This window comes from Pseudomonas corni (assembly GCF_057128765.1).
In genome coordinates this window covers 48,586-73,471 of record NZ_JBSKHW010000011.1, presented here as the reverse complement: position 1 = coordinate 73,471, position 24,886 = coordinate 48,586, and the positions used below count along the sequence as shown (strand labels likewise).

At 58.6% G+C, this 24,886-nt stretch carries 22 protein-coding genes and 1 tRNA gene; 7 read left to right on the top strand and 16 right to left on the bottom strand.

Annotated elements, in window-relative coordinates:
• Positions 1-386 precede the first annotated feature (386 nt).
• From ACWKV9_RS17550 to ACWKV9_RS17520, 7 genes are all read right to left on the bottom strand, one after another.
• Positions 387-2,192 (bottom strand): flagellar hook protein FlgE, encoded by a 1,806-nt coding sequence (locus tag ACWKV9_RS17550; RefSeq protein ID WP_483837401.1) that lies wholly within the window; start codon positions 2,190-2,192, stop codon positions 387-389.
• A 271-nt stretch (positions 2,193-2,463) separates the two neighbouring features.
• Entirely contained in the window at positions 2,464-3,792 is a 1,329-nt protein-coding gene (flgE, locus tag ACWKV9_RS17545; RefSeq protein WP_483837400.1) for a flagellar hook protein FlgE, read from the bottom strand.
• Between the two features lie 30 nt (positions 3,793-3,822).
• Positions 3,823-4,521, bottom strand: a complete 699-nt coding sequence (locus ACWKV9_RS17540) for a flagellar hook assembly protein FlgD (protein ID WP_483837399.1) — start codon at positions 4,519-4,521, stop codon at positions 3,823-3,825.
• Between the two features lie 15 nt (positions 4,522-4,536).
• On the bottom strand, positions 4,537-4,980 hold the full coding sequence (gene flgC / locus ACWKV9_RS17535; RefSeq protein WP_483837398.1) for a flagellar basal body rod protein FlgC: 444 nt from the start codon (positions 4,978-4,980) through the stop codon (positions 4,537-4,539).
• A gap of 3 nt (positions 4,981-4,983) precedes the next feature.
• On the bottom strand, positions 4,984-5,391 hold the full coding sequence (flgB, locus tag ACWKV9_RS17530; protein WP_483837397.1) for a flagellar basal body rod protein FlgB: 408 nt from the start codon (positions 5,389-5,391) through the stop codon (positions 4,984-4,986).
• Between the two features lie 1,065 nt (positions 5,392-6,456).
• Positions 6,457-7,284, bottom strand: a complete 828-nt coding sequence (gene cheR / locus ACWKV9_RS17525; RefSeq protein WP_483837396.1) for a protein-glutamate O-methyltransferase CheR — start codon at positions 7,282-7,284, stop codon at positions 6,457-6,459.
• 49 nt (positions 7,285-7,333) lie between these two features.
• Positions 7,334-8,266: a chemotaxis protein CheV gene (locus tag ACWKV9_RS17520; RefSeq protein WP_483837395.1), complete on the bottom strand. Its 933-nt coding sequence runs from the start codon at positions 8,264-8,266 to the stop codon at positions 7,334-7,336.
• Positions 8,267-8,342: 76 nt separating this feature from the next.
• Here ACWKV9_RS17520 and flgA point away from each other — a divergent pair, with 76 nt between their 5' ends.
• From flgA to ACWKV9_RS17500, 4 genes are all read left to right on the top strand, one after another.
• On the top strand, positions 8,343-9,104 hold the full coding sequence (gene flgA / locus ACWKV9_RS17515; RefSeq protein WP_483837394.1) for a flagellar basal body P-ring formation chaperone FlgA: 762 nt from the start codon (positions 8,343-8,345) through the stop codon (positions 9,102-9,104).
• Positions 9,105-9,263: 159 nt separating this feature from the next.
• Positions 9,264-9,578, top strand: a complete 315-nt coding sequence (gene flgM / locus ACWKV9_RS17510; protein WP_483837393.1) for a flagellar biosynthesis anti-sigma factor FlgM — start codon at positions 9,264-9,266, stop codon at positions 9,576-9,578.
• A gap of 42 nt (positions 9,579-9,620) precedes the next feature.
• Positions 9,621-10,088, top strand: coding sequence for a flagella synthesis protein FlgN (locus ACWKV9_RS17505; RefSeq protein ID WP_483837392.1), 468 nt, complete (start codon positions 9,621-9,623; stop codon positions 10,086-10,088).
• An 82-nt stretch (positions 10,089-10,170) separates the two neighbouring features.
• Positions 10,171-10,911, top strand: a complete 741-nt coding sequence (locus ACWKV9_RS17500) for a flagellar brake protein (RefSeq protein ID WP_483837391.1) — start codon at positions 10,171-10,173, stop codon at positions 10,909-10,911.
• A 466-nt stretch (positions 10,912-11,377) separates the two neighbouring features.
• Here the strand turns inward: ACWKV9_RS17500 and ACWKV9_RS17495 are convergent, their stop codons facing one another.
• The 3 genes from ACWKV9_RS17495 to ACWKV9_RS17485 form a co-directional block, all read right to left on the bottom strand.
• Positions 11,378-12,826: an MFS transporter gene (locus ACWKV9_RS17495; RefSeq protein ID WP_483837390.1), complete on the bottom strand. Its 1,449-nt coding sequence runs from the start codon at positions 12,824-12,826 to the stop codon at positions 11,378-11,380.
• A gap of 48 nt (positions 12,827-12,874) precedes the next feature.
• Positions 12,875-14,116, bottom strand: coding sequence for a glutamine synthetase family protein (locus ACWKV9_RS17490; RefSeq protein WP_483837541.1), 1,242 nt, complete (start codon positions 14,114-14,116; stop codon positions 12,875-12,877).
• A 210-nt stretch (positions 14,117-14,326) separates the two neighbouring features.
• The gene (locus ACWKV9_RS17485; RefSeq protein WP_483837389.1) at positions 14,327-15,370 is read right to left on the bottom strand and encodes an AraC family transcriptional regulator; all 1,044 of its coding nucleotides are present in this window, start codon (positions 15,368-15,370) and stop codon (positions 14,327-14,329) included.
• Positions 15,371-15,778: 408 nt separating this feature from the next.
• Between ACWKV9_RS17485 and ACWKV9_RS17480 the strand changes: the two genes are divergently transcribed.
• A complete protein-coding gene (locus ACWKV9_RS17480) occupies positions 15,779-16,978 on the top strand; it encodes an acetyl-CoA C-acyltransferase family protein (RefSeq protein ID WP_483837388.1) in 1,200 nt (399 codons plus the stop codon).
• Between the two features lie 10 nt (positions 16,979-16,988).
• Positions 16,989-17,840: a 3-hydroxybutyryl-CoA dehydrogenase gene (locus tag ACWKV9_RS17475; RefSeq protein ID WP_483837387.1), complete on the top strand. Its 852-nt coding sequence runs from the start codon at positions 16,989-16,991 to the stop codon at positions 17,838-17,840.
• A 37-nt stretch (positions 17,841-17,877) separates the two neighbouring features.
• Here ACWKV9_RS17475 and ACWKV9_RS17470 read toward each other — a convergent pair whose 3' ends face one another.
• From ACWKV9_RS17470 to ACWKV9_RS17445, 6 genes are all read right to left on the bottom strand, one after another.
• Positions 17,878-18,567, bottom strand: a complete 690-nt coding sequence (locus ACWKV9_RS17470; protein WP_483837386.1) for a sensor histidine kinase — start codon at positions 18,565-18,567, stop codon at positions 17,878-17,880.
• The gene (locus tag ACWKV9_RS17465) at positions 18,564-20,168 is read right to left on the bottom strand and encodes a response regulator (RefSeq protein ID WP_483837385.1); all 1,605 of its coding nucleotides are present in this window, start codon (positions 20,166-20,168) and stop codon (positions 18,564-18,566) included. Before ACWKV9_RS17465 ends, ACWKV9_RS17470 begins: the two co-directional genes overlap by 4 nt.
• A gap of 212 nt (positions 20,169-20,380) precedes the next feature.
• The gene (locus ACWKV9_RS17460; RefSeq protein ID WP_483837384.1) at positions 20,381-21,793 is read right to left on the bottom strand and encodes a c-type cytochrome; all 1,413 of its coding nucleotides are present in this window, start codon (positions 21,791-21,793) and stop codon (positions 20,381-20,383) included.
• Positions 21,794-21,795: 2 nt separating this feature from the next.
• The gene (locus ACWKV9_RS17455; RefSeq protein WP_483837383.1) at positions 21,796-23,388 is read right to left on the bottom strand and encodes a GMC family oxidoreductase; all 1,593 of its coding nucleotides are present in this window, start codon (positions 23,386-23,388) and stop codon (positions 21,796-21,798) included.
• 76 nt (positions 23,389-23,464) lie between these two features.
• Positions 23,465-23,995 carry a sugar dehydrogenase complex small subunit gene (locus ACWKV9_RS17450; protein ID WP_483837382.1) on the bottom strand — a complete coding sequence of 177 codons (531 nt, stop codon included), beginning with the start codon at positions 23,993-23,995 and terminating at the stop codon, positions 23,465-23,467.
• A 250-nt stretch (positions 23,996-24,245) separates the two neighbouring features.
• Positions 24,246-24,322 (bottom strand) — tRNA-Arg (locus ACWKV9_RS17445).
• Positions 24,323-24,645: 323 nt separating this feature from the next.
• Between ACWKV9_RS17445 and ACWKV9_RS17440 the strand changes: the two genes are divergently transcribed.
• Positions 24,646-24,873, top strand: coding sequence for a hypothetical protein (locus ACWKV9_RS17440; protein WP_483837381.1), 228 nt, complete (start codon positions 24,646-24,648; stop codon positions 24,871-24,873).
• Positions 24,874-24,886: the final 13 nt, after the last annotated feature.

Genomic DNA, 24,886 nt, shown 5'->3' with positions numbered 1-24,886 from the left:
GTTTGCTGCCGCTGCGCGCCAGATCGCCTGCAAGCAAGGCTCCTACGCCCTCCGGGCAGAAACACATCGCGAAAACGATACAGGCCCTGTAGGAGCGAACTTGTTCGCGAGAGATCTACCTGACGCCATAGATGCGTCGCCCTCACCAACGTCTCGCGAATGAATTCGCTCCTACAGCGTCATGCACAAAAGCGTGGGAGCGGACCTGTCCGCGAATAGGCCCGGACAGGCGACCCATCTTCACCGTCTGCAAAAGCATTCGCGGACAGGTCCGCTCCCACGCCTTCGGCAGAAGTAGATCGCCATACCTTCCGCCGAAAGCACTCTCATGCCTTCGGCAGAAGCAAATCGCCCTGCCTACTGCCGAAACAGTTCATGACGCACAATCACGTTGCGCGGATGAGCGTTTGCATCAACTCCGCTTCGGTAGACAAGGTTTTGGAGTTGGCCTGGTAAGCGGTCTGCGCCTGGATGAGCTCTACCAGCTCATCGGTCAGTTGCACGTTCGAGCCTTCCAGCGAGCCGGAAATCACTGCCCCCAGCGACCCCGTACCCGCTGCGTCATATTCAGCGACGCCGGAGTCATGGGTTTCGCGCCAGCGGGTGTTGCTGGTAGGTTGCAAACCCTGCTCGTTGGCGAACGACGCGAGCATGACCTGGCCGATATTGCGATGCAGGCCGTTGTCGAAACTGGCGCTCATGATGCCTTTGCCATCAATGATCAAACCCACGATATGACCCGCCGCATGCCCGTCGATCTGTGGAGAGACCCGCGCCGTTTCGGCCTTGTGCTGCGTCAGCTTACTGAGATCGATGGTGATGCCGTCAGCATTGCCCGCCGCGCCATTGGCGATCCAGCGTCCTCCCTTTTGTGCGCTTTCAAGCTTGGAAGGCACCCACCCCGCGAGCGTGAGCTTCCCATTGTCGGCAGCGAGCCCTTGCCCGCCTGTCAGCGACTGCACGCCACCGTTGGAATCGAACACCATGCTTGCCGTCAGCGGATCAGTGCTCGACGGGTCCGCCGGATTGCGCCCATTGATCAGCACATGCAGCTTCCAACTGTTGTTGCCGTCCTTGACGAAGTACTGATCGAGATCGTGTCGGTTACCGAGACTGTCGTACACACTGCTGGGAAAGGTCTTGTTGTAGGTGGTGGTGTCGGTGCGGTCGAACGTCGGAACCGGTCGCGTCATCAGCGCATCGGCTTCATCGAGCAATGGCGTGGCGCCGTCCACCAGCGGCAAACTGATCGGCCCCGCATTGGCCGCGCCACTGGCATTCCAACTGCCGTTGACGTTATGTGCAGGCTTCCAGTTGTGCAGCGCAAGTTCGGTATCGGACACCTTGTCGATGGCCGCGTTGGCGGTACTCAACACCACATTGCCGGACGGGGATTTGGTCAGGCCCATTTGCAACGGCGATCGTGTAGACGGGTCCAGCGGATTGACGCCATCGATCAGCAGGTAAGACGTCCACTGATTGTCCTCCGTGCGCACAAAATATTGCCGCAGCTCATGGTTTTGGGGCGCAATGGCCGCTTGGGCGGGCGTGATAACCACGACATTGCCCTGGTTGTCGGTGCCGGTGACTTCCTTGACTTCAGGCACTCCGGCATCCTGAATGGTCTGCGTGCGCATGCGGGTGTAGGTGCGCGCATCATCAGGATCGAACACCGGCAATGCCGCAAGCGATGGCGCCGATGAATCGAGATTAATGGTCTGCCCGACCGAACTGGTGGCTTTGGGCGACAGGTTGGCGGTGTCGATCCTGAGGTCGGTACGCACCCCGCTGATGACTTCGCCCTTGGCATTAACGCCATAACCCTGCAAACGGCTGCCGTGATTGTCGATGACGTAATCATCGGCATCTTTCTGAAACGCTCCGGCGCGGCTGTAACTTAAGGCGCCGTCGTCGCTCATGACGAAAAACCCCTTGCCCTGGATGCGCATGTCGAGCTGCCGACCCTGGCTTGAGAGCACTCCACCGGCGCTGAAATCCTGGGAGACATTGGCCAGCTGCACCCCGCTGCCTGCTGCTGTCCCTCCGCCCAGATGGGTTGAGGCATACACGGCTGAGAATTCGGCTCGGGAGGATTTGAACCCTGCTGTCCCGACGTTGGATATATTGTTGCCTGCCACTTCAAGCCGTTTATGAGCGGCCTTCAGACCGGCCACTGCAATATTGAAAGACATGAACACTCCCGAGCCGTCTATGACGACACTTTCATTGATAGGCGTATTTATTCCCGCGGACTCACCAGCTGCTCATTACTCAATGGGCGGCACCGGTGATTCGCGAGTTTTATTCTCGCAATATCGAAAGTAGGAATTTTCTAGTTATAGAGTGGGACGGCTCTATATATTTCTGAGTGAAACAAAGTTCTCACTGTATTCAAATCATTCAAATTTCAGGCAAAAAAAAGCCCCTTCGAGAGGGGCTTCTTTCATTCGACTGCAGCGTGAGTCAATTGACCATCTGAATAGTGGTCTGCAAGAGCGTGCTTTCAGTCGAAATGGTTTTAGCGTTTGCCTGATAGTTGCTTTGCGCTTTGATCAGGTTGACCAGTTCGCCCGTCAGGTCGACGTTGGATTCTTCCAACGCGGAGCCCGTAATGTTACCCAGCACGCCGGTTTCCGGCGCACCCGTCACAGGAATGCCCGAGGCATAGGTTTCACGCCATGCAGTACCGCCGGCAGGAGCAAGGCCCTGGGTGTTGGCGAAGCTGGTCAGTGCAACCTGGCCAATGGTGCGCGACAGACCATTGGTGTAGGTCGCAAACATGCGGCCGGACGCATCAACGTTCATCGCGCTGATTTGCCCTACCGAGTTACCGTCCTGGGTCTTGCTGATGGCGCCCGACGCCGAGTTGTTTTGCGTGGTCGCCAGCATGTCCAGCTTGATGCCGCCGGTATTGCCGACCGCGCCATTGGCCGTCCACGTAGTAGTGGTACCCGTCGTAGTCTTGGTCGCCGGCACCCAGTTGTTGATCTGGAAAGTGCCATCAGCATTGACTGCAACGTTAGCCGTAGAGGTGGGTGCAGGTGTAGTGACCAGCTTGCCGTAGGAGTCGAAGCTGATCTGAGTCTGATCTGGAACAACCGGCGTAGCGCTCGGATCGGAAATGCCACGGCCATCGATCATCGAATACATGGTCCAGGTATTGGTGCCCGTCTTCGTGAAGTACTGGTCCAGGGTGTGCTGGTTGCCTTGACTGTCATAGATCGGCGTGTGCAGCGGTGTGTTGTAGGTCGTCACGTCGTCGGCGTTGAATGCAGCGGTAATGACTGCCGACGTCGAGTTCAGGTTCGAGACAATACCCACCGTGCCGGTGGCCTTGGCAGCCATGTCGGCCGTATCTACACGCAGATTGGTCAGCACGCCGGTGGCAAGGTTGCCAGTACCGTCGAGGCTGTAACCCTGCAAGTTATTACCGCTGTTGTCGACAATGTTGCCCGTAGTATCGGTATGAAAAGCACCGGCGCGCGTATATAGCTTCTCGCCGTTATTGCTCATCATGAAGAAACCGTTGCCGTTGATAGCCAGGTCCAGGTCGCGACCTGTTCCGGTAGTGACGGCACCTTGGGTGAACTGTTGAGTAACCGCTGCCGTCGTTACGCCACTGCCGACATTACTTGAACCGGAAGTGCCGCGAATCGAATTCGAATACTGGTCTGCAAACTCCGCACGGGAAGATTTGAAACCAACTGTCGCGACGTTGGCAATGTTGTTGCCGGTAACGTCGAGACTTTTATTCGCTGCATAGAGCCCTGTAAGGCCGATATTGAAAGACATGTTTCAAACTCCTGCGCCGTCGAGTCGGCTCTATATTCCGATTTGTTTAACTTTGTCCATGAGGATACTGCTGCCATCAGCCAGATTCAGGGTCATGCCTGTGCTGGCGGTGCCCATGGTGACGCTGTTAACAGTGGCTGGCAGGTACGTCGCCAACGATGTGCTGGTGCCATCGATGGTGGCGTCTGCCTTGAAGCTGTAAGTCCCGGACGGCAATACGTTGCCGCTTTCATCTGCGCCGTCCCAGGTGAACTTGGCATTGGTGGCCTTGGTTTGCTCGCCCATATCGATGGTGCGAACAATGTTGCCGTCCGCGTCGGATATCTTGACCGAACTCATCGTCGCAGCGCCCGGCACGATAACAGTACCGGTCAGCCCCTTGGCGGTGTCGACTGTGGTCGAGCCGACATCGACAATCACCGAACTGCCCACCAGCGACGAAGCCTGCAGGGCCTGCGACGACTGATACATGCCGCCGATCGCATCGACCGAGGTGCTCAGGTTCTGCATGGTTTCCAGGCTGCTGAACTGTGCCAACTGGGCCACAAACTCGCTGTTGTCCTGTGGATCCAGCGGGTTCTGGTTCTGCATCTGGGTGACCAGCAATTTCAGGAACGAGTCCTTGCCCAGGCTGCTCGCGCCCGTCGCCGAATCACCTGCTGTGGTGGCACCCGGCGTCTGCAGCGACTTGAGGTAGGCGCTCGTGGCAGTGGTATCAACTGTTGTCATTGAATTCGTCCCTTATCACTGACCCAGGGTCAGGACCTTCTGCATCATTGTCTTGGCGGTGTTCATGATTTCCGCGTTGGTCTGGAACGAACGACTGGCCGAGATCATGTCCGCCATCTCGTTCACCACGTTGACGTTCGGGTAGTACACGTAACCGTTTTTGTCCGCAGCCGGATGGTTGGGCTCGTAGCGCGCTTCAAGGTTGGAGGCGTCTTCTACGATGCCCGAGACCTGTACGCCAGAACCGGCCTGGCCCTGGTCTTCGAACAACGATCCGCTGCCGCCCGCTTCCTGGCCCTGAAACACAGTGGCAAACACCGGGTGACGGGCGCGATACGTCTCGTCCATGCTTGAGGCAACGGTTTCGGCGTTGGCGATGTTACTGGCGACGGTGTTGAGGCGAGTGTTCTGGGCACTCATGCCGCTACCGGCGATGTTGAAAACACTGGCGAGCGACATGGCTTACTCTCCGCGAAGGGCTGCTACCAGCCCTTTGAACTTGCTGTTGAGCAATGTGAAGCTGGCCTGAAAGCCAATGGCGTTCTCGGCGTAATTGGCGTTCTCGACCTGAGCATCGACAGTGTTCTGGTCCAGCGAAGGCTGGGACGGCGTGCGATACAGCAGCGAACCTTCGTCGGTGCTCAAGCCTTCAGCTTCGATGTGATGGCTGTTGGTCATGTTCAACGCGAACGTGCCTTTGGTGGCCTTGTCGTTTTCCGCCGCCAGGACCTTGGAAAAGTCCAGGTCACGCGCCTTGTAGTTCGGCGTGTCGGCGTTGGTGATGTTGTTGGCCAGCACTTCTGCACGTTGAGCGCGGAAGTTCAGCGCTTTCTCGTGGATGCCCAGTGCGTTTTCGAAGCTGATGCTCATGTCGGGAAACCTTTACCGGTTGACCAGATTTTCTTGATTGAGTCATAGCAAGCGCCGTGCCATCTAGGGAAAAGCCTGTATTACGGGGCCTCCAGAGTGGGTGGGATGCGTTGATGCCAGAAAAGCGGCAAGGGATTTCCGCTGTTAGGGATGAAAGCGGCAAGCGCGGTGCCGTTTTTTTGCCGCTTGACGGGCTTGATAGTCGTCTGGCGGGTGACAAGGTCCCGTGTAGGAGCTGACGAGCAACGCGAGGCTGCGATGCGGTGTAGCTGACACGGTTCAGATTGTGTGTATATCCGTTATCTCGGTTGCTGCTTATATCGGTTGCGCCCTTACGGCGCGTCACTTTCGAAAAGCGCGAAAGTAACCAAAGCGCTTTCGCTCCCGTGTCCGGCCCTCCTTCGTCGGGTTCCCTCGCTCCGGCATTGCTCCGGGGACACGCCGCCATCGGCCATCCATGGCCGGGGGCGGCTAGCGCGGCATCCATGCCGCGCTGTCCCCTACGCAACGCCTGCGCTCGGCCTTCCAAAGTCGCACTTTGTGGCGCTCACAAAATCTCGGCACGACAGAAGAAAAAAACGAAAAACGAAGGGCGACAAGCGCGAGGCGCGCTTCGCTTCGCTTTTGATCTTCATCCACGCCAGTCCAGACACCGCAAAACGCGACTTGGGTGCAGGCCGAACGCAGGCGACGCGCAGTGGGCAGCGCGGCATGGATGCCGCGCTAGCCGCCCCCGGCCATGGATGGCCGATGGCGGCGTGCCCACGGAGCGTCGCCGGAGTGAGGGAACCCGACGAAGTCGGGCCAAACCGGGAGCAAGAGCGCTTTGGTTACTTTCGCCTGGGCCGGCTTCCGGCTTTTCGAAAGTGACCCGCCGTAAGGGCGGAACCGGTGTAAGCCTCACCTCCGATAACGGATATTCACACGATCCCAATCCGAAGCATGTCAGACCCACCGCATCGCAACTGTCGTAACCTCCGATGGCTCCTACAGGCACCGCGTGAATCCATCCATAAAAAAACCTCGCCAAAGCGAGGTCTTCTTTTCAATCCCAATACCAGACCATCACTTGGCCTGATAAATAATCCCCGGACTGCACTGCACCATCTGATAGTGATCCGGCAAACCGTTCAACGCCTCCGAAGCACCCAAAAACAGATACCCCCCCGGCTTCAACGTACTGTGAATCCGCAGCAGAATGTCCTTCTTCACCTCGGCCGAAAAATAGATCAACACGTTGCGACAAAACACGATATCGAACTTGCCCATCACCGCATAACTGTCCAGCAGATTAAACGAGCGAAACTCCACCCGGCTTTTGATCGGCGTCTTGATCGTCCAGCGACCCGGCGTCTTCTGATCGAAGTACCGCTGCAACCGCTCCGGCGACAAACCTCGGCCAATCGCCAGACTGTCGTACTCACCGGTCTTGCAGGTATTGAGCATGCTGCCCGACAGATCGGTGGCGATGATCTGCGCGCCGCCCTTGAGCTGACCAGGGTTACTGCGCTCGAACTCATCGATCGACATCGACAGCGAAAACGGTTCCTGCCCCGACGAACAGGCCGCCGACCAGATACGCGGACGCAGGCCCGGGCTGGCTTTTAGTTGTTCGGGCAAGACCTTGTTCTTGAGCACTTCAAAGGGGTAGGTATCGCGAAACCACAAGGTTTCGTTGGTGGTCATGGCGTCCACCACCTGCTCGCGCAAACCGCTGCGCGGCTGGGACTGGATACGCGCAATCAACTCACCCAACGACTTGAAGCCCTGCTGCTCCATCAGCTTGTTGAGGCGGCTGGAAACCAGATATTGCTTATTTTCACCCAGCAAAATGCCACAGGCTTTTTCCAGGAAGACCCGGAACTGTTCAAAATCCAAATTACCTGTAGACATGCCGCCTCTCAAATTTCGTGAACGACCAGGGACGACGCCCCTGGTTTGTTTAGCTGATGTCTGCTGCCTTGATACGATCTACCACGCGAGCCGCCAGATCATCCGGCCGGAACTTGGCCAGGAAATCGTCAGCGCCTACTTTCTTGACCATCGCCTGGTTGAAGACACCCGACAACGAGGTATGCAGGACGATGTGCAGCTTTTGCATGCGCGGATCGTTGCGGATCTCTGCAGTCAGGGTATAGCCGTCCATTTCCGGCATTTCAATGTCGGAAATCATCATCAGGAATTCCTCTTCCGGCTTCTTGCCCTCATCCACCAGTTTGCGCAGGAACTCAAGTGCCTGACGACCGTCATTCAACGCTGTGACTTCCACGCCGACGGTTTGCAGACAACGCGTGACCTGTTTGCGCGCCACCGAGGAGTCGTCCACGGTCAGCACCCGCAGCGAAAGCGCCTTGTGCTGGGTTTCGGCATCAATGACACCCGCCGAGATGTTTTCGGAAACCGGCGCAACTTCGGCCAGAATCTTCTCGACGTCGATGATTTCCACTAACTCGTTATCAATGCGCGTCACTGCCGTCAGGTAGTGATCGCGCCCCGTTCCCTTGGGTGGTGGATGAATGTCTTCCCAGTTCATGTTGACGATGCGTTCGACTGAATGCACCAGAAAACCCTGAATCTTGGTGTTGTACTCCGTGATGATCACGAAGGCATTTTCAATGCTGTCTAAAGCTTTTGAACCGGTTGCCAAAGCCAGGTCGAGAATGGGAATGGTCCCACCACGAATATTGGCAATGCCACGCACGATCGGACTGGATCTAGGCAAGTGGGTAAGTTTTGGGCACTGAAGCACCTCTTTTACCTTGAACACGTTGATCCCATATAACTGCTTGCCGTTCAGACGGAACAGCAACAGTTCAAGGCGGTTCTGCCCTACCAGTTGAGTGCGCTGGTTCACTGAATCCATAACACCAGCCATGCCCAACTCCTTCCCAAAACGACCAATGACCCATCCCCTGTCGGCAAGCGGCACGGGCCTTGCTATTTATCTTGTCATGAACAGACAAACGACAGTATTTCGACGCCTGACATCCGCAACCCGCAGCTTACTCTGCGCGACGGGAGCGTTGTGCGTGTTGAGCACTGCGGGCCTGAGTCGCGCCGACAACGTGACGTTGCCTGAAACCCTTATCGGCGTCACCCAGGGCTTTCTTGAATTCACCGTTGAAGACTACCTCGCTACCAGCCAGACCGCCGGACGCTATGAGATCGAAGTCAAGCAGCTGGACCCGCGTCTGCGTATGCCACATTGCGACAGGGATTTGACGGCATCGCTGGAAAACTCACCCCGTCCTGTCGGTCGCGTGACCGTAAAAGTGCGCTGTGAAGGCAGCTCTCCGTGGACGGTGTTTGTGCCTGCGCAGGTACATCTGTTTCGCGAAGTGGTGACGGTCGTGCGCCCCATGAAGCGTGATGCCATCGTGTCCGAGGGCGACGTTGCCCTGCGCGAACGAGACGTAGGCGTGCTGGGGCAAGGATTTCTGGATTCTCTTGACCAGGCGGTAGGGCAAAAACTCGTCCGACCAACGGTAATCGATCAGATTCTGACGCCGGTGCATCTGCAACAGCCCGAAATGGTCCGCAAGGGCGATCAGGTCGTGATCAGCGCACGCAGCGGCTCCATGAGCGTGCGGATGCCAGGTGAAGCACTGTCAGACGGCGGTTTCAACGAGCAAATACGGGTGAAAAACCTCAATTCCCAACGCGTGATAAAGGCCAACGTGATCGCTCCGGGACAAGTGGAGGTGCCTATGTAATGCGATGACCTCTGGCGCTGTGCCTGCGCTTTTTCTAGACTGGGAACCGATGCGCGCTGTGCGACGTCCATTTGAGACTGTTTTCGCACGGGCCCTAAAGTTATTCCGGGTTTGGCCGAAACCAAAGGCAAGCGTCCAAGAACCCAGAGGTTTTCCATCATGGTCATCGACTTCAATCGTTTAAATAGCTCCACTACCGTCGGCAGTACAACTCGGACTGCCACCACCAAAGAAGCTGGCAAAACCGAAGCTGCGGCACCGGTAAGCACTTCTGAAAGTGTGAGTAGTGGTGAGGCAGTTCATCTGAGCAGTGAAGCTCAACAGTTGCAGAAGATCACTGATTCGCTGCGCGATCAGCCAACCGTCAATTCCGCCCGTGTGGCTGAGTTGAAAGCGGCGATCGCAGACGGCAGCTACCAGGTCGACAGCAACCGCGTTGCCAGCAAGCTGCTTAATTTCGAAGCCCAGCGCTAAGCCCGCGCCGGGCTTCTGGACGCTTAAATCCCAGAGCATGCGATGCAAGACACTACTTTGCTGCAACTGATCACCGACGATATCGCACCGGCCCAGCAACTTCTTCAATTGCTCAAGGCCGAGTCGATTGCACTGCATGGCCGCGACATGGCCGAGATGGAACACATCCTGGCGCAGAAACAGGCGCTGGTGATCGTTCTGGACCAGCATGGACGACGCCGCAGTCAGCTCTTGGCAAGCCTGGGGTTGCCGACTAATCGCAGTGGATTGGAAGAAGTGGCGAAACATTCGTCAGTCGGCGCAGAGCTGCTCCAGGCAGGCGATGAGTTGAACGCCCTGATGACTGAGTGCAAGGCGGCCAACGAAGAAAACGGCACGCTGATCCAGCTGCAACAAATCAAGACCCGTCACCAGTTGTCCATCCTGAACGGCGGCGATACGCCGACGCTGTATGACAGCCGCGGATCGACTTCCGGAAAAGCACGGCCACGTCCGCTTAGCCAGGTGTAAGTTCCTGTATCAAGGCGTGAAACATGCTGGCAAAATGCTGCACGCCTCACGCTGTCGTATTTTGCCTGGAGATGGATTACCCGTGAATGCCTCAAGCGCGGAAGATGTTCCGCAGCCCCCAAAGGTACTTGCAACGCCTTTGGAAATTGCCGCCACCCTGCGACTGCTGCTGGAAAGCCATGATCCTTTGATCATCACCTTTCATGAGCGCAGCCAGCGTTTCCAGAGCTACATCACCGGCATTGACCGGGATGCAAACTCCGTGACTTTCGATGAAATGATCCCACGGGACGGCGAACGCTTTCTGGCTGCTGGGGAGCCGTTCAAAGTCGAGGGCTTTCACGAGGGCGTACGCATCGCCTGGGAATGCAAAGCCCAGTTGACCACCATCGACGATCCGCGTTGCTATCGCGGCCCGCTGCCTGATGAGGTGGTGTACCACCAGCGCCGCAATGCCTTTCGCGCCGCCTTGAAGTTGGCGTCTTTGGTAAACATCGAGATCGGTGGCGATAAACTCAAGTCGCCGCTGCGGGGCAAGCTGCTGGACATCTCCGCCACCGGTTGCAAGTTGCGTTTTGAGGGCGATGTGTCCGAGCGCATGCAGTTGGGCCAGGTGTACGAGCGGTTCATCGCCGCCCTGCCCTTCGGCAACATGACTGCACCTGTGGAACTGCGTCATCTGCATTTCGAAGAGCGCATCAACACTACATTCGCCGGCGTGCGCTTCCACAACATGAGTGGACTGGTGCAGCGTCAGGTCGAACGTTTCGTCTACCAGCTTCAGCGCGAAGCCCGCCGCTTCGACAAAGACGACGACTTCTGATCGCACATCCTCACGGGGGCTGGTACCCAGCCCATCGCGAGCAAGCTGCGCTCCTACGGCCTGCGGCCAGAATCAAAAGCCTCGCGAACAAGTTCGCTCCTACAGGGCTTGTGTCGTTGTCGCGATCCGCTTCTGCCTGAGCGCGTGGCTTGCCCGCGATCGGCTTCTGCCTGAGCTTGCTCGCGATCCGCTTCTGCCCAAGCGCGAGGCTTGCTCGCGATCCGCTTCTGTCCAAGCGCGTGGCTTGCTCGCGATCCGCTTCTGTCCAAGCGCGTGGCTTGCTCGCGATCCGTTTCTGCCGAAGGCGTAGGAGCCTTGCTTGCAGGCGATCTGGCGCGAAGCGGCAGCAAATGATCCGGTTCCGGTCGCTTGACTTCAGGCCCGCTGCGCGCGCCCTCGCGAACAAGTTCGCCCCTACAGGGCTTGCGTCGTTGTCGCGATTGCTTCTGACCGAGCCAACGCTTCTTTACATTGGTCGATCAATACCCAGATCGTGGGACGCTTCATGGGCGGGGTTTGGCCGTGCGGGCTGGGGCTCGGTGCTGGCTTCTTCCGAGGTTGCGGGCGCCATGTAGTCGTCACTGAGCGGCGCTTCAGCTTCCGACTGCTCCGCAGCTCCCGGTTCTCCGGTCGTCTCGGCTTCTGGCTCCGCGGTGGTCTGCATCTGGTCCTGCACGACCTGCTCATCCACACGTGGATCGAGGGCAACCACCAACGGCGAGCTGGACATGCTGTCCGGCATGGCGATGTGGTGCAGCGGCGCGTCTTCGACCTGGTGCAGATTGGTGACGGCCTTCGGACGAATTCTCAGGGTGAGGATCAACGCCGTGAAGCAAACGAAGGCGTAAAGCATGTTGCTGCCAAACATCTTCATCAGCACGCCCGAGGCCAGCGGCCCGATACTCGCGCCTACGCCGTAGGTCATCAGCAACATCGCGGTCAGCGACACGCGACGCTCGCCTTCGACGTGGTCGTTGGAGAACGCCACCGCCAGCGGGTACAGCGAGAACTGCAACAGCGAGGCGGCAAACCCCACCGAAAACAGCACTTCGATCGGCACGTCCGGGAAAATAGCCAGCGGCAGCGATGCCAGCACCAACAGCCCGGCCACTCCACGAATCAACCAGGCCCGGTCGTAGCGGTCCGATAGCCAGCCCAGCGGCCATTGCACCAACAGTCCCGCGCCAATGCAGCAGCCCATGAACACACCGATGTGCTCGGTGGTCAGGCCTTGTTGCGCGGCATATAACGGCGCCAGACCGTAGAACGAACCGATGATCAGACCGGCACTGAAAACGGTGGTCAGCGACTGCGGCACCCGTCGCATGAAGAACAACGGCTCAAGCGGCGCGGGACGCATCGGCGCCGGGTGAATGCTGCGGGTCATGGCCACCGGCACCAGGCACAGCGCAAAACACAGCGCCACCAGCATCAGCAGTTCCAGGCCCAGTTGGGGATGGATCACCAGAATCAACTGACCCAGCACCAACCCCAGATAAGAGGCAATCATGTAGGCGCTAAACACCAGACCACGCTGTTTGGGCGAAGCCTGCTCGTTGAGCCAGCTTTCGATGACCATGTACTGGCACATCATGCCCAGACCAACAATCATCCGCAGGAAGATCCAGGCCGGCAGGTAGTTGATCAATCCGTGCCCAAGGACCGCCGCGCCGACGATACCGGCACACGTCGCGTACGCACGAATATGCCCGACGCGGCCAATCAGTCGGTGACCGATTTTTCCACCCAAGGCCAGGCCCACGTAGTTGGCCGCCATCAGCGCACCGACCCACAGGCCGTCAACCTGATCAGCCGCCAGACGCAACGCCAGGTAGGTACTCAACAGGCCCGAGCCGATCAACATCATCAGCGAGGCAAAATACAGCGCTCGAAAGGACTTCCAGATTTGGCGCATCAGTGTTCCAAAATCGTCCTCTCATCAGGAGAGGACGAACAACGGTTCTTAAGCCTGAGCCGCCAGAACGCGACGCTCCCAGGGAGTGATTTCATCGAAGAAACTGGTCAGTTCCAGGGTCTTCGATGCGACGTAGCCTTCGATGAACTCGGAACCGAACAGTTCCTTGGCCAGTTGACTGCGTTTCAGACGTTCAAGCGCCGCGTGCAAGGTACATGGCAGCGACAAATGGTCCGGCACCAGAAACTCCCCCTGAATCTGCTCGGACGGCTCAAGCGTGTGCTCGATGCCATACAAACCGGCCGCCAGACTCGCCGCGATCGCCAGATACGGGTTGGCATCGGCGCCGGGCAGGCGATTTTCCACCCGCCTGGCCACCGGCGCGCTGGCTGGAATGCGTAAACCGGCCGCACGATTGTCGTGGGACCAGCAGGCATTGTTCGGTGACGCGAAAGGATGACACAGGCGCTGGTAAGAATTGACGTTCGGTGCAAATAAAGCCGTGAAATCCGCCATCGCCGCTTGCTGACCACCGATGAAGTGACGAAACATCGCCGTCGGTTCGCCGTTGGCGTCACTGAAGACGTTCTCGCCGGTCGCGGCATCCACCACGCTCTGATGAATATGCATGGAGCTGCCCGGCGTGTGCGCCAGGGGCTTGGCCATGCAGACGACGGTCAGGCCGTGCTTGAGGGCGACTTCCTTGAGCAAGTGCTTGAACAGAAAAGTCTGATCGGCCAGCAGCAGCGGATCGCCGTGCAGCAGATTGATTTCGAACTGACTGACACCCATCTCGTGCATGAACGTGTCGCGAGGCAAACCCAGCGCGGCCATGCATTTGTAGACTTCGCTGAAAAACGGCCGCAAGCCGTTGTTGGAGTTGACGCTGAAAGCGCTGTGGCCCTCCTCGCGACGACCATCCAGGCCCACCGGCGGTTTGAAGGGCTGGGTCGGATCAGGATTGGGCGCGAACACAAAGAACTCAAGCTCGGTGGCAACTACCGGAGCCAATCCGAGGGCTGCGTAGCCGGCAATGACTTTCTTGAGCTGCCCCCGGGTGGACAGATTGGAGCTGCCCCCTTCCAGCTCGTCGGCGTCGCAAATCGCCAGCGCCCTGGGCTCGGTGCTCCAGGGCAGCCGATGGACCTGCGCAGGGTCGGCCACCAGTGCCAGATCGCCGTCATCACTGCCGTAGAATTTAGCCGGTGGGTAACCGCCCATGATGCATTGCAACAGCACCCCACGTGCCAGTTGCAGTCGACGACCTTCGAGGAAACCCTCGGCAGTCATCACCTTGCCTCGCGGCACACCGTTGAGATCAGGCGTGACGCATTCAATTTCATCAATGCCCATCAATCGCTGCGCGAGTGAGATGTGGCCATCGCTGCTCATGACTCAAGTCCTTTGTCGTTACACAGGCCGCTCAGCGGCGAGGCGTACAAAATAAGCATCAGGCGTTCGGAATATCAAGCGCAGTCATCACCGTTGGCCGATCTCGCTTCAGCGCTTGGCCGAACTTTCCTGTATTGCCGACGGAGGGGGAATGCGCCCCGCCCGGTAATGCCCCGGGCTTTCCCCCGTCCATTTTTTGAACGCGCGGTGAAAGGCGCTGGGTTCCTGAAAGCCGACAAGAGCGGCGATGTCCACCACGCTCAAGTCGGTTTCGCGCAGTTTCTGCTGGGCAATGCCGCGCCGCACGTCATCTTTGATCCCCTGAAACGCGCAACCCTCTCGCTCCAGACGGCGTCGGAACGTGGTGGGGCTCAGTTTGAGTTCATCGGCCATTTCCAGCAGCGTCGGCCAATGTCCGTAATGACGGGCGCGCAGTCGCTGATACACCTGGGCTGCCAGGCCTCGCTGGTTACGAAAGCGGATAACGAGCCACTGGGGCGCGGTGCGCAGAAAGGTTTTCAGCGTGGGCAGTGTTTGCACCACGGGCATGCGCAGGTAATGGCTGGAGAATTCGATCTCGGTCTTGTCGGCCCCGAAGCTCAGGTTGAAACCCCACAGCAGCGAATCATCGCTAAGGCGCTCGCGGGTATGGCGAAACTGCGCGCGGTCAATGCTGATACGTCGCCCGCCGACCCAGCAGAGCAGACTGATCATCAATAGCAGGAAGGTTTCTTCGCCAAAGCGCTGTTTGATCGGGTCATCACAGTGAGTGTCCACAGCGATGATTGCGCGCTGGCCGCGCACCACCAGACTGCCGCGAAAATCCCGCAGGAACAGGCCAAAGTTCGCCAGGCACTGGCGCAGGGCTTTCTCCAGATTGGGCTCCTGAATCAAGCCGCGGCAGATCAGGGCGAAACTGCCCAGCGGCATGCCGTGGGAATCCAGGTCAAAAAATTCGTCGTTCAGTTCTTTGATCTGAATCAGCCACAACGCCGCGAATGCGGACGCCGAGACCCGAGCGGCGGGATCGTCCAGCAGCGCCATGTCGATGCCTGCTGCGTCTAATACTGATTGCAGGCGCAAGGGCTCATCACGCAACGCATGCACGATCAGTTGGACGAAGTAGATCGAGACCGAATCCTTTTCCCGCATGAACTGCTTTTCCTTTTTGAAGACATTCGCCATTCCGACGAGGAATGCTTACGCATCGAATACCCGTTCCCACAGGTGATTTATCGTCAGGTAAACCGGTGAATCCGTACCTGACCCTGTAGGAGCCAACTTGTTGGCGAGAGGATGCATCGGGTGTATTCAATTCCATAGCCTCGCGAACAAGTTCGCTCCTACAGGTGATCAGTAACAGGTGAATACGCATCTGAACCTGTAGGAGCCAACTGGGCGGGGGTTTGCATTCGTCCATGGTAAAGAACGCCAGCACATCTGGACAGTTTCGGCATAGGCCATGGTCAGCGGTGGGATCTAGACTTGCTCACTATCACGACCGCGCTGCCCGGCGCCGGCCTCTTCAGACACAATAATTTCAAGCACCTTGGAGTCGACATGAGCACCCCTGCCACCCAGACCACCGACGTCTTCGTCGTCAGCGCATTGCGCACCGCCATCGGCGCTTTTGGCGGATCGCTCAAGGACGTTTCGCCCATCGAACTGGGCACTCAGGTCAGTCGCGCCGCACTCGCCCAATCCGGCCTCGCCGCCGAGCACATCGGCCATGTCGTCATGGGCCATGTCATCCCCACCGAAGTACGCGATGCTTACCTGTCACGGGTCATCGCCCTCGAAGCCGGCCTGACCAAGGAAACCCCGGCGTTCAACGTCAACCGCCTGTGCGGCTCCGGGCTGCAAGCCATCGTTTCCGCCGCCCAATCATTGATGCTCGGTGACGCCAAGGCCGTACTCGCTGGCGGCGCCGAATCCATGAGCCGTGGCGCGTACATCATGCCGCAGGCCCGCTGGGGCGCGCGCATGGGCAACATTCAGGCGCTGGACTACATGCTCGGCGCCCTGCATGACCCCTTCGCCAACATTCACATGGGCATCACTGCCGAGAACATCGCCGAACACTACGGCATCACCCGCGCCGATCAGGATGCCCTGGCGCTGACCAGCCAGCAGCGCGCCGCGCATGCCATCGCCGAAGGGCGTTTCGAGAGCCAGATCGTGCCGATCGAAGTACCAACGCGTAAAGGCCCGGTGTCGTTCTCGGAGGACGAACACGTACGCGGCGATGTCAGCGCCGAACAACTGGCGAAGATGAAAACCGCGTTCAAAAAAGACGGCACTGTGACCGCCGGCAACGCTTCCGGGCTCAACGATGGCGCCGCCGCACTGGTCATGGCCAATGGCGATATGGTTCGCGAACATGGTCTCAAGCCGATGGCACGATTGGTGGCCTATGCCCACGCAGGCGTGGACCCGGCCATGATGGGGCTGGGCCCGATTCCGGCCAGCCGCAAAGTGCTGGAGCGTGCAGGCCTGACGGTTGCCGACCTGGACGTCATCGAGTCCAACGAAGCTTTCGCTGCGCAAGCCTGCGCAGTGGCTCGCGAACTGGGATTTGATCCGGCCAAGGTCAACCCCAACGGTTCGGGTATTTCCCTGGGGCATCCGGTCGGTGCGACGGGCGCGATCATCGCCACCAAGGCCATCCATGAGCTGCACCGTATTCAGGGCCGCTACGCATTGGTGACCATGTGCATAGGCGGCGGTCAGGGCATTGCCGTTATCTTCGAACGCGTGTGAGGGGTCAGTCATGAGCATGCAACAGGTTGCCGTGATCGGCGCAGGCACCATGGGCAACGGCATCGCGCAGGTCTGCGCGCTGGCTGGTTTTGACGTCACGCTGCTGGACATCTCCGACGCCGCACTCGAACGTGGCCTCGGTACAGTGCGCAAAAACCTGGATCGTCAGACCAGCAAGCAGACGATCACCGCCGACGTCGCCGCTTCAGCGCTACAGCGCATTCGTTGCACCACCGATTACGCACAACTGGACGGTGCGCAACTGGTGATCGAAGCCGCCACCGAAAACCTAGATCTCAAACTGCGGCTGTTGAAGCAGATTGCCGAGCACGTCAGTTCCGAGTGCGTGATCGCGTCCAACACCTCATCGCTGTCGATCACTCAATTGGCCGCCAGCGTCGCGCACCCGGAGCGCTTCATCGGCCTGCATTTCTTCAACCCGGTGCCGATGATGGGGCTGATCGAAGTCATCCGGGGTCTGCAAACCACCGACACGACACACGTGGCCGCGCTCAAACTGGCAGAGCGTTTGAACAAGACCGCGATCACCGCCGGCAATCGTCCAGGCTTTGTGGTCAATCGGATTCTGGTACCGATGATCAACGAAGCGATTCTGGTGTTGCAGGAAGGCCTGGCAACCGCGCAGGACATCGACGACGGCATGCGCCTGGGCTGCAATCAGCCGATAGGCCCGCTGGCACTGGCTGACTTGATCGGGCTGGATACCTTGCTTGCCATCGTTGAAGCGTTCCATGACGGCTTCAATGACAGCAAATACCGCCCTGCGCCGCTGCTCAAGGAAATGGTCGCAGCAGGCTATCTGGGCCGTAAAAACGGGCGGGGATTCTTCGTCTACAACTGAACCGGCGGGCGCGGCGCGTTCGGCAATCTGCCAGGTCTTACGGCAAAAAGATGCTGAACAGGCCGCCGCCCAACACGCCGCCGTTAGCGATTTCGATGTGCCCGCGTACACCTTGGCGCTGATGCTGGTCGGCTATTTGCGCAGCGAAGTAAAGGCCAAGCCCGGTGCTGCCGGTGCTTTGGTTGATGCCCAGAGCGCAATCGTCCTGCTCGATCATGTGTGGCGCGAACCCTTCCCCGTCGTCATTGACGCTGATGACCAGTTGTTCACCAACCTGCGCGGCGCTGATCAGGATGTGCTTCCGGGCGTAGCGAATCGCATTGACCATCACATTGGAGACTACCGAGGCGATCAACTCGCGATCGAAAAAGCCCGGCAATGCCAGCGCATCGACCTCATACCGGGCGACGATGCCACGGCTGTTCAGCACCTCTTCGTGCAACGCCAACTGCGCTTGCAGGAAGTCATCGAGCTCGTGGTAATCGGGGCGCAACGGTAGCTGGTTGATGCCGAGTTTGTAGAGCCCGAGCAACTGCACCAACATACCGTTGAGGTGCGCGAACTCGTAGTCGATGACGCCCTGCTCCGGCGTTCTGCGCAGGTCAGCCGGCAATTGCGCGTGCAACTGACCATGGGCATGGATCAGGCTCGCCAGGGAGTTCTTCATGTCGTGGACGGTGGAGGCGATCACCATCGAAAAGTCGAGCCCCGAATCACGCTTGGTCATATCCCGAACGCCCTGATTCGCAGTTTTTTGAAACGCTCGAAACGCGAGTCGGTGTCCGGCATCTTGCCAACCAGCTTGAGGCTGGCCTGGCATTCCTGAAGCGCCGCTGCGTCGAGATTTTGCACACCGATGTGCAGCAGCGATTGCGCCATGTTCAACGCGATGCTGATATTCCTCGGCTGCAACGCCAGCGCTCGGCGGAACAGATCCTGAGCCTCACCCAGATTGCCAGCCCGGTAACTGCGAATGCCTTGGGCATTGAGGTCGATGGCGGCTTGGCCGATGCCGAGGATCTGTGGATCGTTGGTCTGCAGGGAAATACTCTTCATCACTGCCGGGTCGTCGCCATAGATCTCAGCGCAGCTCTTGAGAATGCCCGCGCCGATGTCGTCCTGTCCCAATTGCTTAAGCTGCGATGCAACCGCCAATGCGGCGTCCGCGCTGAGGAATTGATCTGTGCCGTCGAGCCGCGCCACGGCCTCTTCGATCAGTTTGGCGGCCAGTTCAGGGTCCGACGCTTTCACGCTGGTGGCCTTCATCAGCCGCGTGCGCACCTGCAGACCGTTGTCTTGGGCGTGATCTTTGGCGACTTCGGTGAGTGTCTGATTGATCTCTATGCGCGCACGTGCATCCAGCCCGCGATCCCCGCCTTTGTTGATCAGCGATTGCGCCAGACCGAGATTGCTTTCAGGGTCCTTGAAACGCGAGAACTGACCCTGCGCGACCGCATGCCGGTAAGCCTTGGACGCACTGTCAAAATCCTCGTTGGCCAACGCCAGCTTGCCGAGCAGACGCTGACGGCGAACGGCGTAGGGCGACAGGCGCACAGCCTCTTCCAGCGCATTCTGTGCGCCTTTGGCGTCACCGTCGGCAACCAGCACATCAGCCAGCCCGTCGTACAACACCGGCATCATGGGGAACGCCTTGATCGCTTGTTCGTAGACGACCATCGCTTCTGAATGACGCGCGAGCTTGAACAGCAACTTGCCCAACGCCGCATAGGCCCAAGGCTGTGGACGGTCGGCAAGCAGCGTTTTGAGAAACGCTTCCAGCGCCTCGTGCTGATTGAGGTCGCGCAAGGCGTCGGCCTTATAACGCAGGCACAGCGGCGTAAAGCGCGGGTCTTTCTGCGTGAGTTGCTCGCAGGCCTCCAACACTTCAGCCGGCTTGCGGCGATCGAGCGCCTGCAGAATGGGCTTGAGCAAATCTTTGCGCTGGACAATCTTTTCCAGCCGCTGCGCCAGACCAGCGCGGTTGAATGGCTTGGTGAGGTACGCATCGGGCTCCCACTCCAGCGCGCTCATGACCATGGCTTGACCGTTTTCAGCCGTCACCATCACGAACACACTTTCATGGCTAATCAGTCGGTCGGTCATCAAGTCTTCGAGCACTTGCTGGCCGTTCTTCTTGCCCTGTCCGAGATTGAAATCGTTGAGAATGAAGTCATAGCGTTTCTGCGCGCACATGCGCAGGGCTTGCTCGCCTGAGTCGGCCGTGTCCACTTCCTTAACGCCCAACTCGCGCAGCATTGACCTGACCGAACTGCGAAAATCGGAAAAATCATCCACGATCAGAAAACTTCTTTTGTTCCACGCCAGCATCGAAATTCCTGTCAGGGAAAGAGAGAAATTGCCGCTGCCCAAGACCAGAATCTTTTCAGCAGCGACTTATCCCGGTTATCGGCAGCCGAGGGGCAAAACTTAGGGGATCACAGGCGAGAGTAGCGACAGGGATCACATCATCGCCGCACGAACGAGAATTGAAAACGGCCGCTGTGGGCGGCCGTTTTTCGTTGATGGACGAAGACAAGACTTCAGCGTGAGCGGCGACGCCACCATAGGCCAATCGCGATAACGAGCAGCAAGCCAACCACAGCACCCAAACCCAAGAGATAAGGCATGGCCTTGATCAACAGCGGCGCCGGGCCGCCGTTGCGCAGCTCCTGCACTTTGTGGGCTGTGACGCTTACGCCCTGATTGCCGAAGTGCTCGAGAACATAATTGCTGACTGCAGCAATCTGCTCGTTGCTCATCTCCTCGCCGAACGCTGGCATCGACACCTTGTAATCGTTGGTGTCGCGATGCACGCCATCGACAATTGCCATGACCAGATTGTCGGCACGCACATCCCCTACCGCACTGTTGTTCATCAGCGACGGATAGAACTGGTCCGCAGTGCCCTTACCGTCCGGCTGATGACAGCTGGCGCACGCGCCGCTGTATAACCGGGCACCGTCGACGCTGCTGCCATCGGTCATAGCGGTTGGTGTGCGTGGCGGCAACGGTTCCAGCGTCGAGGGCAAGGATTGCGCATTGCCCTGCACGGCGGAACGCTGAACGATCTGCCCGGCTTCGCGCAGTGCGGGGACGGTTTTCAGGTACGCCGCCATGGCTTGCACGTCGTCGTCCTGAAGGTGCCGCAGGCTGTGTTCGACGGCCTCGGCCATCCCGCCCGCTGCCTGCCCTTTGCCTTCGACGTGGCCGCTGCGCAGGTACTGAGCAAGCTCATCCTGGGTCCAGTTGCCGATACCACTGACTGTGTCGGAAGTGATGTTCGGCGCATACCAGCCGCCCACCGAACCGCCGCCCAGGTATTGGCTGCCGGACTCGGCCATCAACACGTTGCGCGGCGTGTGGCAGGAACCGCAGTGACCAAGGGTGTCCACCAGATACTTGCCGCGTGCAATCTTGTCCTCAGCCACGGGACTGCTGGCTGCGGGTTCGCCGTGCAGGAACAGCAGGTTCCAGCCCTTCATCAGCCAACGCTGGTTGAACGGGAACGCCAGCTTCGTCTCGGGCACCGCCTGATCCACCGGCTGCACGCCATGCATGAAGTAGGCATACATCGCATGAATGTCAGCGTCAGACAGACCGCGATAAGCGGTATAAGGCATGGCCGGGTACAGATTGGCGCCATCGGCCCTCACCCCATCACGTACCGCGCTGGCAAACTGCGATTCGCTGTAATTGCCGATGCCGTTCTGCGTGGAAGGCGTGATGTTGCTGGAGATGATCGCGCCCATCGGCGAGTCGATCACATAGCCGCCGGACAGCGGCAACTTGTTGGCGTCTTCCGGGGTTCGGTGACAGGCTTGGCAGTCACCTGCCGTGGCGAGATATTTGCCCCGCGCGATCAAAGCCTGTTGTTCGCCATCTGCTGCCTGGGCGCTGGAAATCGTGGCGCTGAGCAGGGTCGCCAGCAGCAGACTGAGGGAGAGAACCTTCATGTTCATAGCTCCCGCCCGATGATGTCGGCGATACGAATGCTCAAGGCCACGCCCGGCAAGGTCGGATTGATGACGCCGGATGCGGGAATGACTCCGGTAGTGGCCAGGAACAGGTTGTCGTGATCCCAGGTGCGGCATTCGCCATTGACGACCGAATCCTTGGCGTCATCGCCCATGATCACGGCGCCCATCAGGTGGTCGCGGTTCTGCCAGCCGGTTTCATCCTCCACCACCGTGCCGCCCATCAGGCGCACGAAGTTGGCGTAGTCGCGCTTGGCGACGTCCTTTCCCGCCTTCACGTAGTCATCCACGTCGTAGTTGATTTTAAGCATCGGAATGCCAAGCGCATCCTTGCGCGAGGTGTTGAGAGTGACCCGATTGCCGGCGTGAGGAAGCATTTCAAACACCGTCGAGATGTCCACCCAGCGCGCGGCATCGTGACGAATGCGGCTGTCGAGTTCTTCGCCGACCACGCCCTGGGACAGCAGACGACGGGTCACTGCTTCGTTAGGCACCATGTTGGTCAGGGCATGCTTGATGGCCGCGTGACGCTTGCGGAAATCACCGTCGCGCCAGTTGAAGATGCCGCCTTGCTGGACCTGTCCCCGGCCAGGCCATAGTGGCTCATCGGCAAGGAACTGAAGGCCCATGCCAGTGTGATCCATGAGGTTGCGACCGACCTGATCGGAGGAGTTGGCGACGTCTGAAAGCAACAGCAATTTCGGCGTTTCAATGCCGTTGCACGCAACGATGAAGTAGCGCGCGGTAAGGCGAACATCGTCGCCTTTTGAAGTGCGGTAATGCACGGCGACGATCTTGCCGCCCTCACCTTTCTCCAGCTTGTAAGCGGTCGCATCGGTGAGCAGCTTGGCGCCCGAGTTTTCCGCATGCCGGGCATGGACATCGCCGCTGTACATCGCGCCAATCGGACACACCGGCATGCAGTTGTTGTTGCCGCTGCACGCAGGGCGGCCGTCATAAGGCTGGTTGGTACGAGCATTGGGCTCGTGGATGAAGTTATAGCCTTCAGGCGAGATACGATCCTTGAGGCGCTGGAAGTAGTAGGTTTCGCCTTCGGGCGGGATCGGATACGGCGCCGATCGCGGCGGAAAAGCCACGCCACTGCCATGCCCGCTCTGGTCGTCACTGTTGCTGCCCGCCACACCCATCGCCAGTTCGGCGCGTACGTAGTACGGCTCCAGCTCATCGTAGGAAATCGGCCAGTCGCGGCCTACGCCATAAAGCGTCTTGAGCTTCATGTCGTTGGGCAAGAATCGCCAGGTAGCGGCTGCCCAGTGCCAGGTCGTGCCGCCTACCAGCTTGAGCATGCCGGGCAGCAAGTCGAAGGAACCGGTGTTTTCTAGATAGCCCTTTGCAAACGAGGTCGGCGCCCAGGGCTCATTGGGGTACGGGTCGTTGAAGTTGCCCTTGCGAGAGGAGTTGCGGAAATTCTCGACGATTTTCCAGCGCGGGATCCGCTCACCGGCTTCCAGGATGATCACTGACTTGCCCTTGCGCGCCAGTTCATAAGCAGCGTTGCTGCCCAACGCTCCCGAGCCAATGACGATGACATCAGCGTCGTATTCAACAGCCATTTTTTACCTTCCAACAAATCGATAGCGGTACGCGAACCCGGTCCGGGCCCTCGAAGACAACTGCACGAGCGCAGGCTCAGTCAGTGGCGAGAGTCGCAGGCGGCTTGACCCAGTAATTGGTCTTGCCCCGCGAATAGGTCGGAATGACCGTGGCATCAAGGGTGGGCTGGTACATCAGCGCATCGCGAAAAGCTACAAAGCGGGTCGGGTCATCGCTGCTGTGGCTGACGGGTTCGCCGGTATAACCCAGGTACCAACCGGAGATGATGGCCATGGCCGTGCTCTTGACCTGAGGGTCATGCCGTTTCACGAATGCAGCGAACTGATGCATGTCGCTGAAATTGTCGGCAGTGATCGCCTGCTGCAGGGCCTGAAGACCGCTGGCGAAATTGGCGTCACCGGCCGACAACGCATCGAACAGACGCTGCCCCTGCTCGGAGCTGAGCGTGGTACGGGTCGTCAGCAGGAGCGATAAACGCATGAAGTCGTTGGCGGGGGTAGCGGCGAATGCGCTGCGCGAAAAAGGCAGCATCGAGAGGCCGCCGACCAGCAGTGCGCCACGTAAAAGCCCTCTGCGCGAGAGGGTCGAGGAAGAATCATCGGTCATGGGTGGGGGGCTAACCTTTCAGGCAATACGGAACGGTAAGAGGCGATCTAATAGTTATAGGTGCGACAACCTACCGCAGCTGAAGGTGCTGAATCAATTCAGCAGCTGTCTCATTAAACTTTCTTAATGTTGCGAAGTGGTGGGCGGGCTCGTGGAGACGGCGAAAACCGGAGAGTCACTCTGAGTGAGCTTTGAGCTCACGGGGTGTTTATAGGGGCTGGCAAGCAAGGAGTCGAAGCAGGCAGCGATATGGTGTCCCAGGGCAGGTTCGAACTGCCAGCCTTCCCCTTAGGAGGGGGATGCTCTATCCAATTGAGCTACTGGGACACAAGGTTAGCGCTGAGGGGGGGCGCCAAGAGAACGGCGTGCATGTTAACGGCACGCCATGGTTTTGTCATGTCGTCATTGGCTGTTATGGCTGTAGTACACCGCCCGGAGGCAAGAGTTCAGAAAATCATCGTGCAATTTGCAACACCCCAATATGACATCATTGCAATGTGCAATGGGCGGCATCTCGAACACCGACATAACATACTGATTATTAATGATTTTTTTCAAATATGAACATGGCATGCACCGTGCAATATCTCTTTGTAGGAAATTCCCTTCAGAACAAACTCCAAGCTAAGCGAAGGTACCTTGAGATGAACATGACACTCTCCTTGCTGAACGCCGTAGCGCTGGTCGCACTGGTAGCTTTCCACTTCCATGATGATGGCAGCAAAACCGAGAATGTCGCCGTTCAGGCTCAACCTCATTACCTGATGAAGCAGGCTCCTCGCATTGCTTCGATGCAGGTTCAGCGCCCCGATGCCATGTTGGCAAACGACGCTGACGCACCGATCAGCGTGGATCGCTCGCAACGCTGGGTGTTCTGACTAAAGGGTCGCT

Bases quoted from the DNA above. Each gene is read 5' to 3' on its own strand.
- ACWKV9_RS17550 (WP_483837401.1), bottom strand. From the start codon at position 2,192: ATGTCTTTCAATATTGCAGTGGCCGGTCTGAAGGCCGCTCATAAACGG.
- ACWKV9_RS17540 (WP_483837399.1), bottom strand. From the start codon at position 4,521: ATGACAACAGTTGATACCACTGCCACGAGCGCCTACCTCAAGTCGCTG.
- ACWKV9_RS17465 (WP_483837385.1), bottom strand. From the start codon at position 20,168: ATGCTGGCGTGGAACAAAAGAAGTTTTCTGATCGTGGATGATTTTTCC.
- ACWKV9_RS17480 (WP_483837388.1), top strand. From the start codon at position 15,779: ATGAGCACCCCTGCCACCCAGACCACCGACGTCTTCGTCGTCAGCGCA.
- ACWKV9_RS17490 (WP_483837541.1), bottom strand. From the start codon at position 14,116: ATGACTGCCGAGGGTTTCCTCGAAGGTCGTCGACTGCAACTGGCACGT.
- ACWKV9_RS17460 (WP_483837384.1), bottom strand. From the start codon at position 21,793: ATGAAGGTTCTCTCCCTCAGTCTGCTGCTGGCGACCCTGCTCAGCGCC.
- ACWKV9_RS17475 (WP_483837387.1), top strand. From the start codon at position 16,989: ATGAGCATGCAACAGGTTGCCGTGATCGGCGCAGGCACCATGGGCAAC.
- flgA (WP_483837394.1), top strand. From the start codon at position 8,343: ATGAACAGACAAACGACAGTATTTCGACGCCTGACATCCGCAACCCGC.
- flgB (WP_483837397.1), bottom strand. From the start codon at position 5,391: ATGAGCATCAGCTTCGAAAACGCACTGGGCATCCACGAGAAAGCGCTG.
- flgM (WP_483837393.1), top strand. From the start codon at position 9,264: ATGGTCATCGACTTCAATCGTTTAAATAGCTCCACTACCGTCGGCAGT.
- cheR (WP_483837396.1), bottom strand. From the start codon at position 7,284: ATGTCTACAGGTAATTTGGATTTTGAACAGTTCCGGGTCTTCCTGGAA.
- ACWKV9_RS17495 (WP_483837390.1), bottom strand. From the start codon at position 12,826: ATGCGCCAAATCTGGAAGTCCTTTCGAGCGCTGTATTTTGCCTCGCTG.
- ACWKV9_RS17450 (WP_483837382.1), bottom strand. From the start codon at position 23,995: ATGACCGATGATTCTTCCTCGACCCTCTCGCGCAGAGGGCTTTTACGT.
- ACWKV9_RS17440 (WP_483837381.1), top strand. From the start codon at position 24,646: ATGACACTCTCCTTGCTGAACGCCGTAGCGCTGGTCGCACTGGTAGCT.
- ACWKV9_RS17455 (WP_483837383.1), bottom strand. From the start codon at position 23,388: ATGGCTGTTGAATACGACGCTGATGTCATCGTCATTGGCTCGGGAGCG.
- ACWKV9_RS17470 (WP_483837386.1), bottom strand. From the start codon at position 18,567: ATGACCAAGCGTGATTCGGGGCTCGACTTTTCGATGGTGATCGCCTCC.
- ACWKV9_RS17520 (WP_483837395.1), bottom strand. From the start codon at position 8,266: ATGGCTGGTGTTATGGATTCAGTGAACCAGCGCACTCAACTGGTAGGG.
- ACWKV9_RS17505 (WP_483837392.1), top strand. From the start codon at position 9,621: ATGCAAGACACTACTTTGCTGCAACTGATCACCGACGATATCGCACCG.
- flgC (WP_483837398.1), bottom strand. From the start codon at position 4,980: ATGTCGCTCGCCAGTGTTTTCAACATCGCCGGTAGCGGCATGAGTGCC.
- ACWKV9_RS17485 (WP_483837389.1), bottom strand. From the start codon at position 15,370: ATGCGGGAAAAGGATTCGGTCTCGATCTACTTCGTCCAACTGATCGTG.
- flgE (WP_483837400.1), bottom strand. From the start codon at position 3,792: ATGTCTTTCAATATCGGCCTTACAGGGCTCTATGCAGCGAATAAAAGT.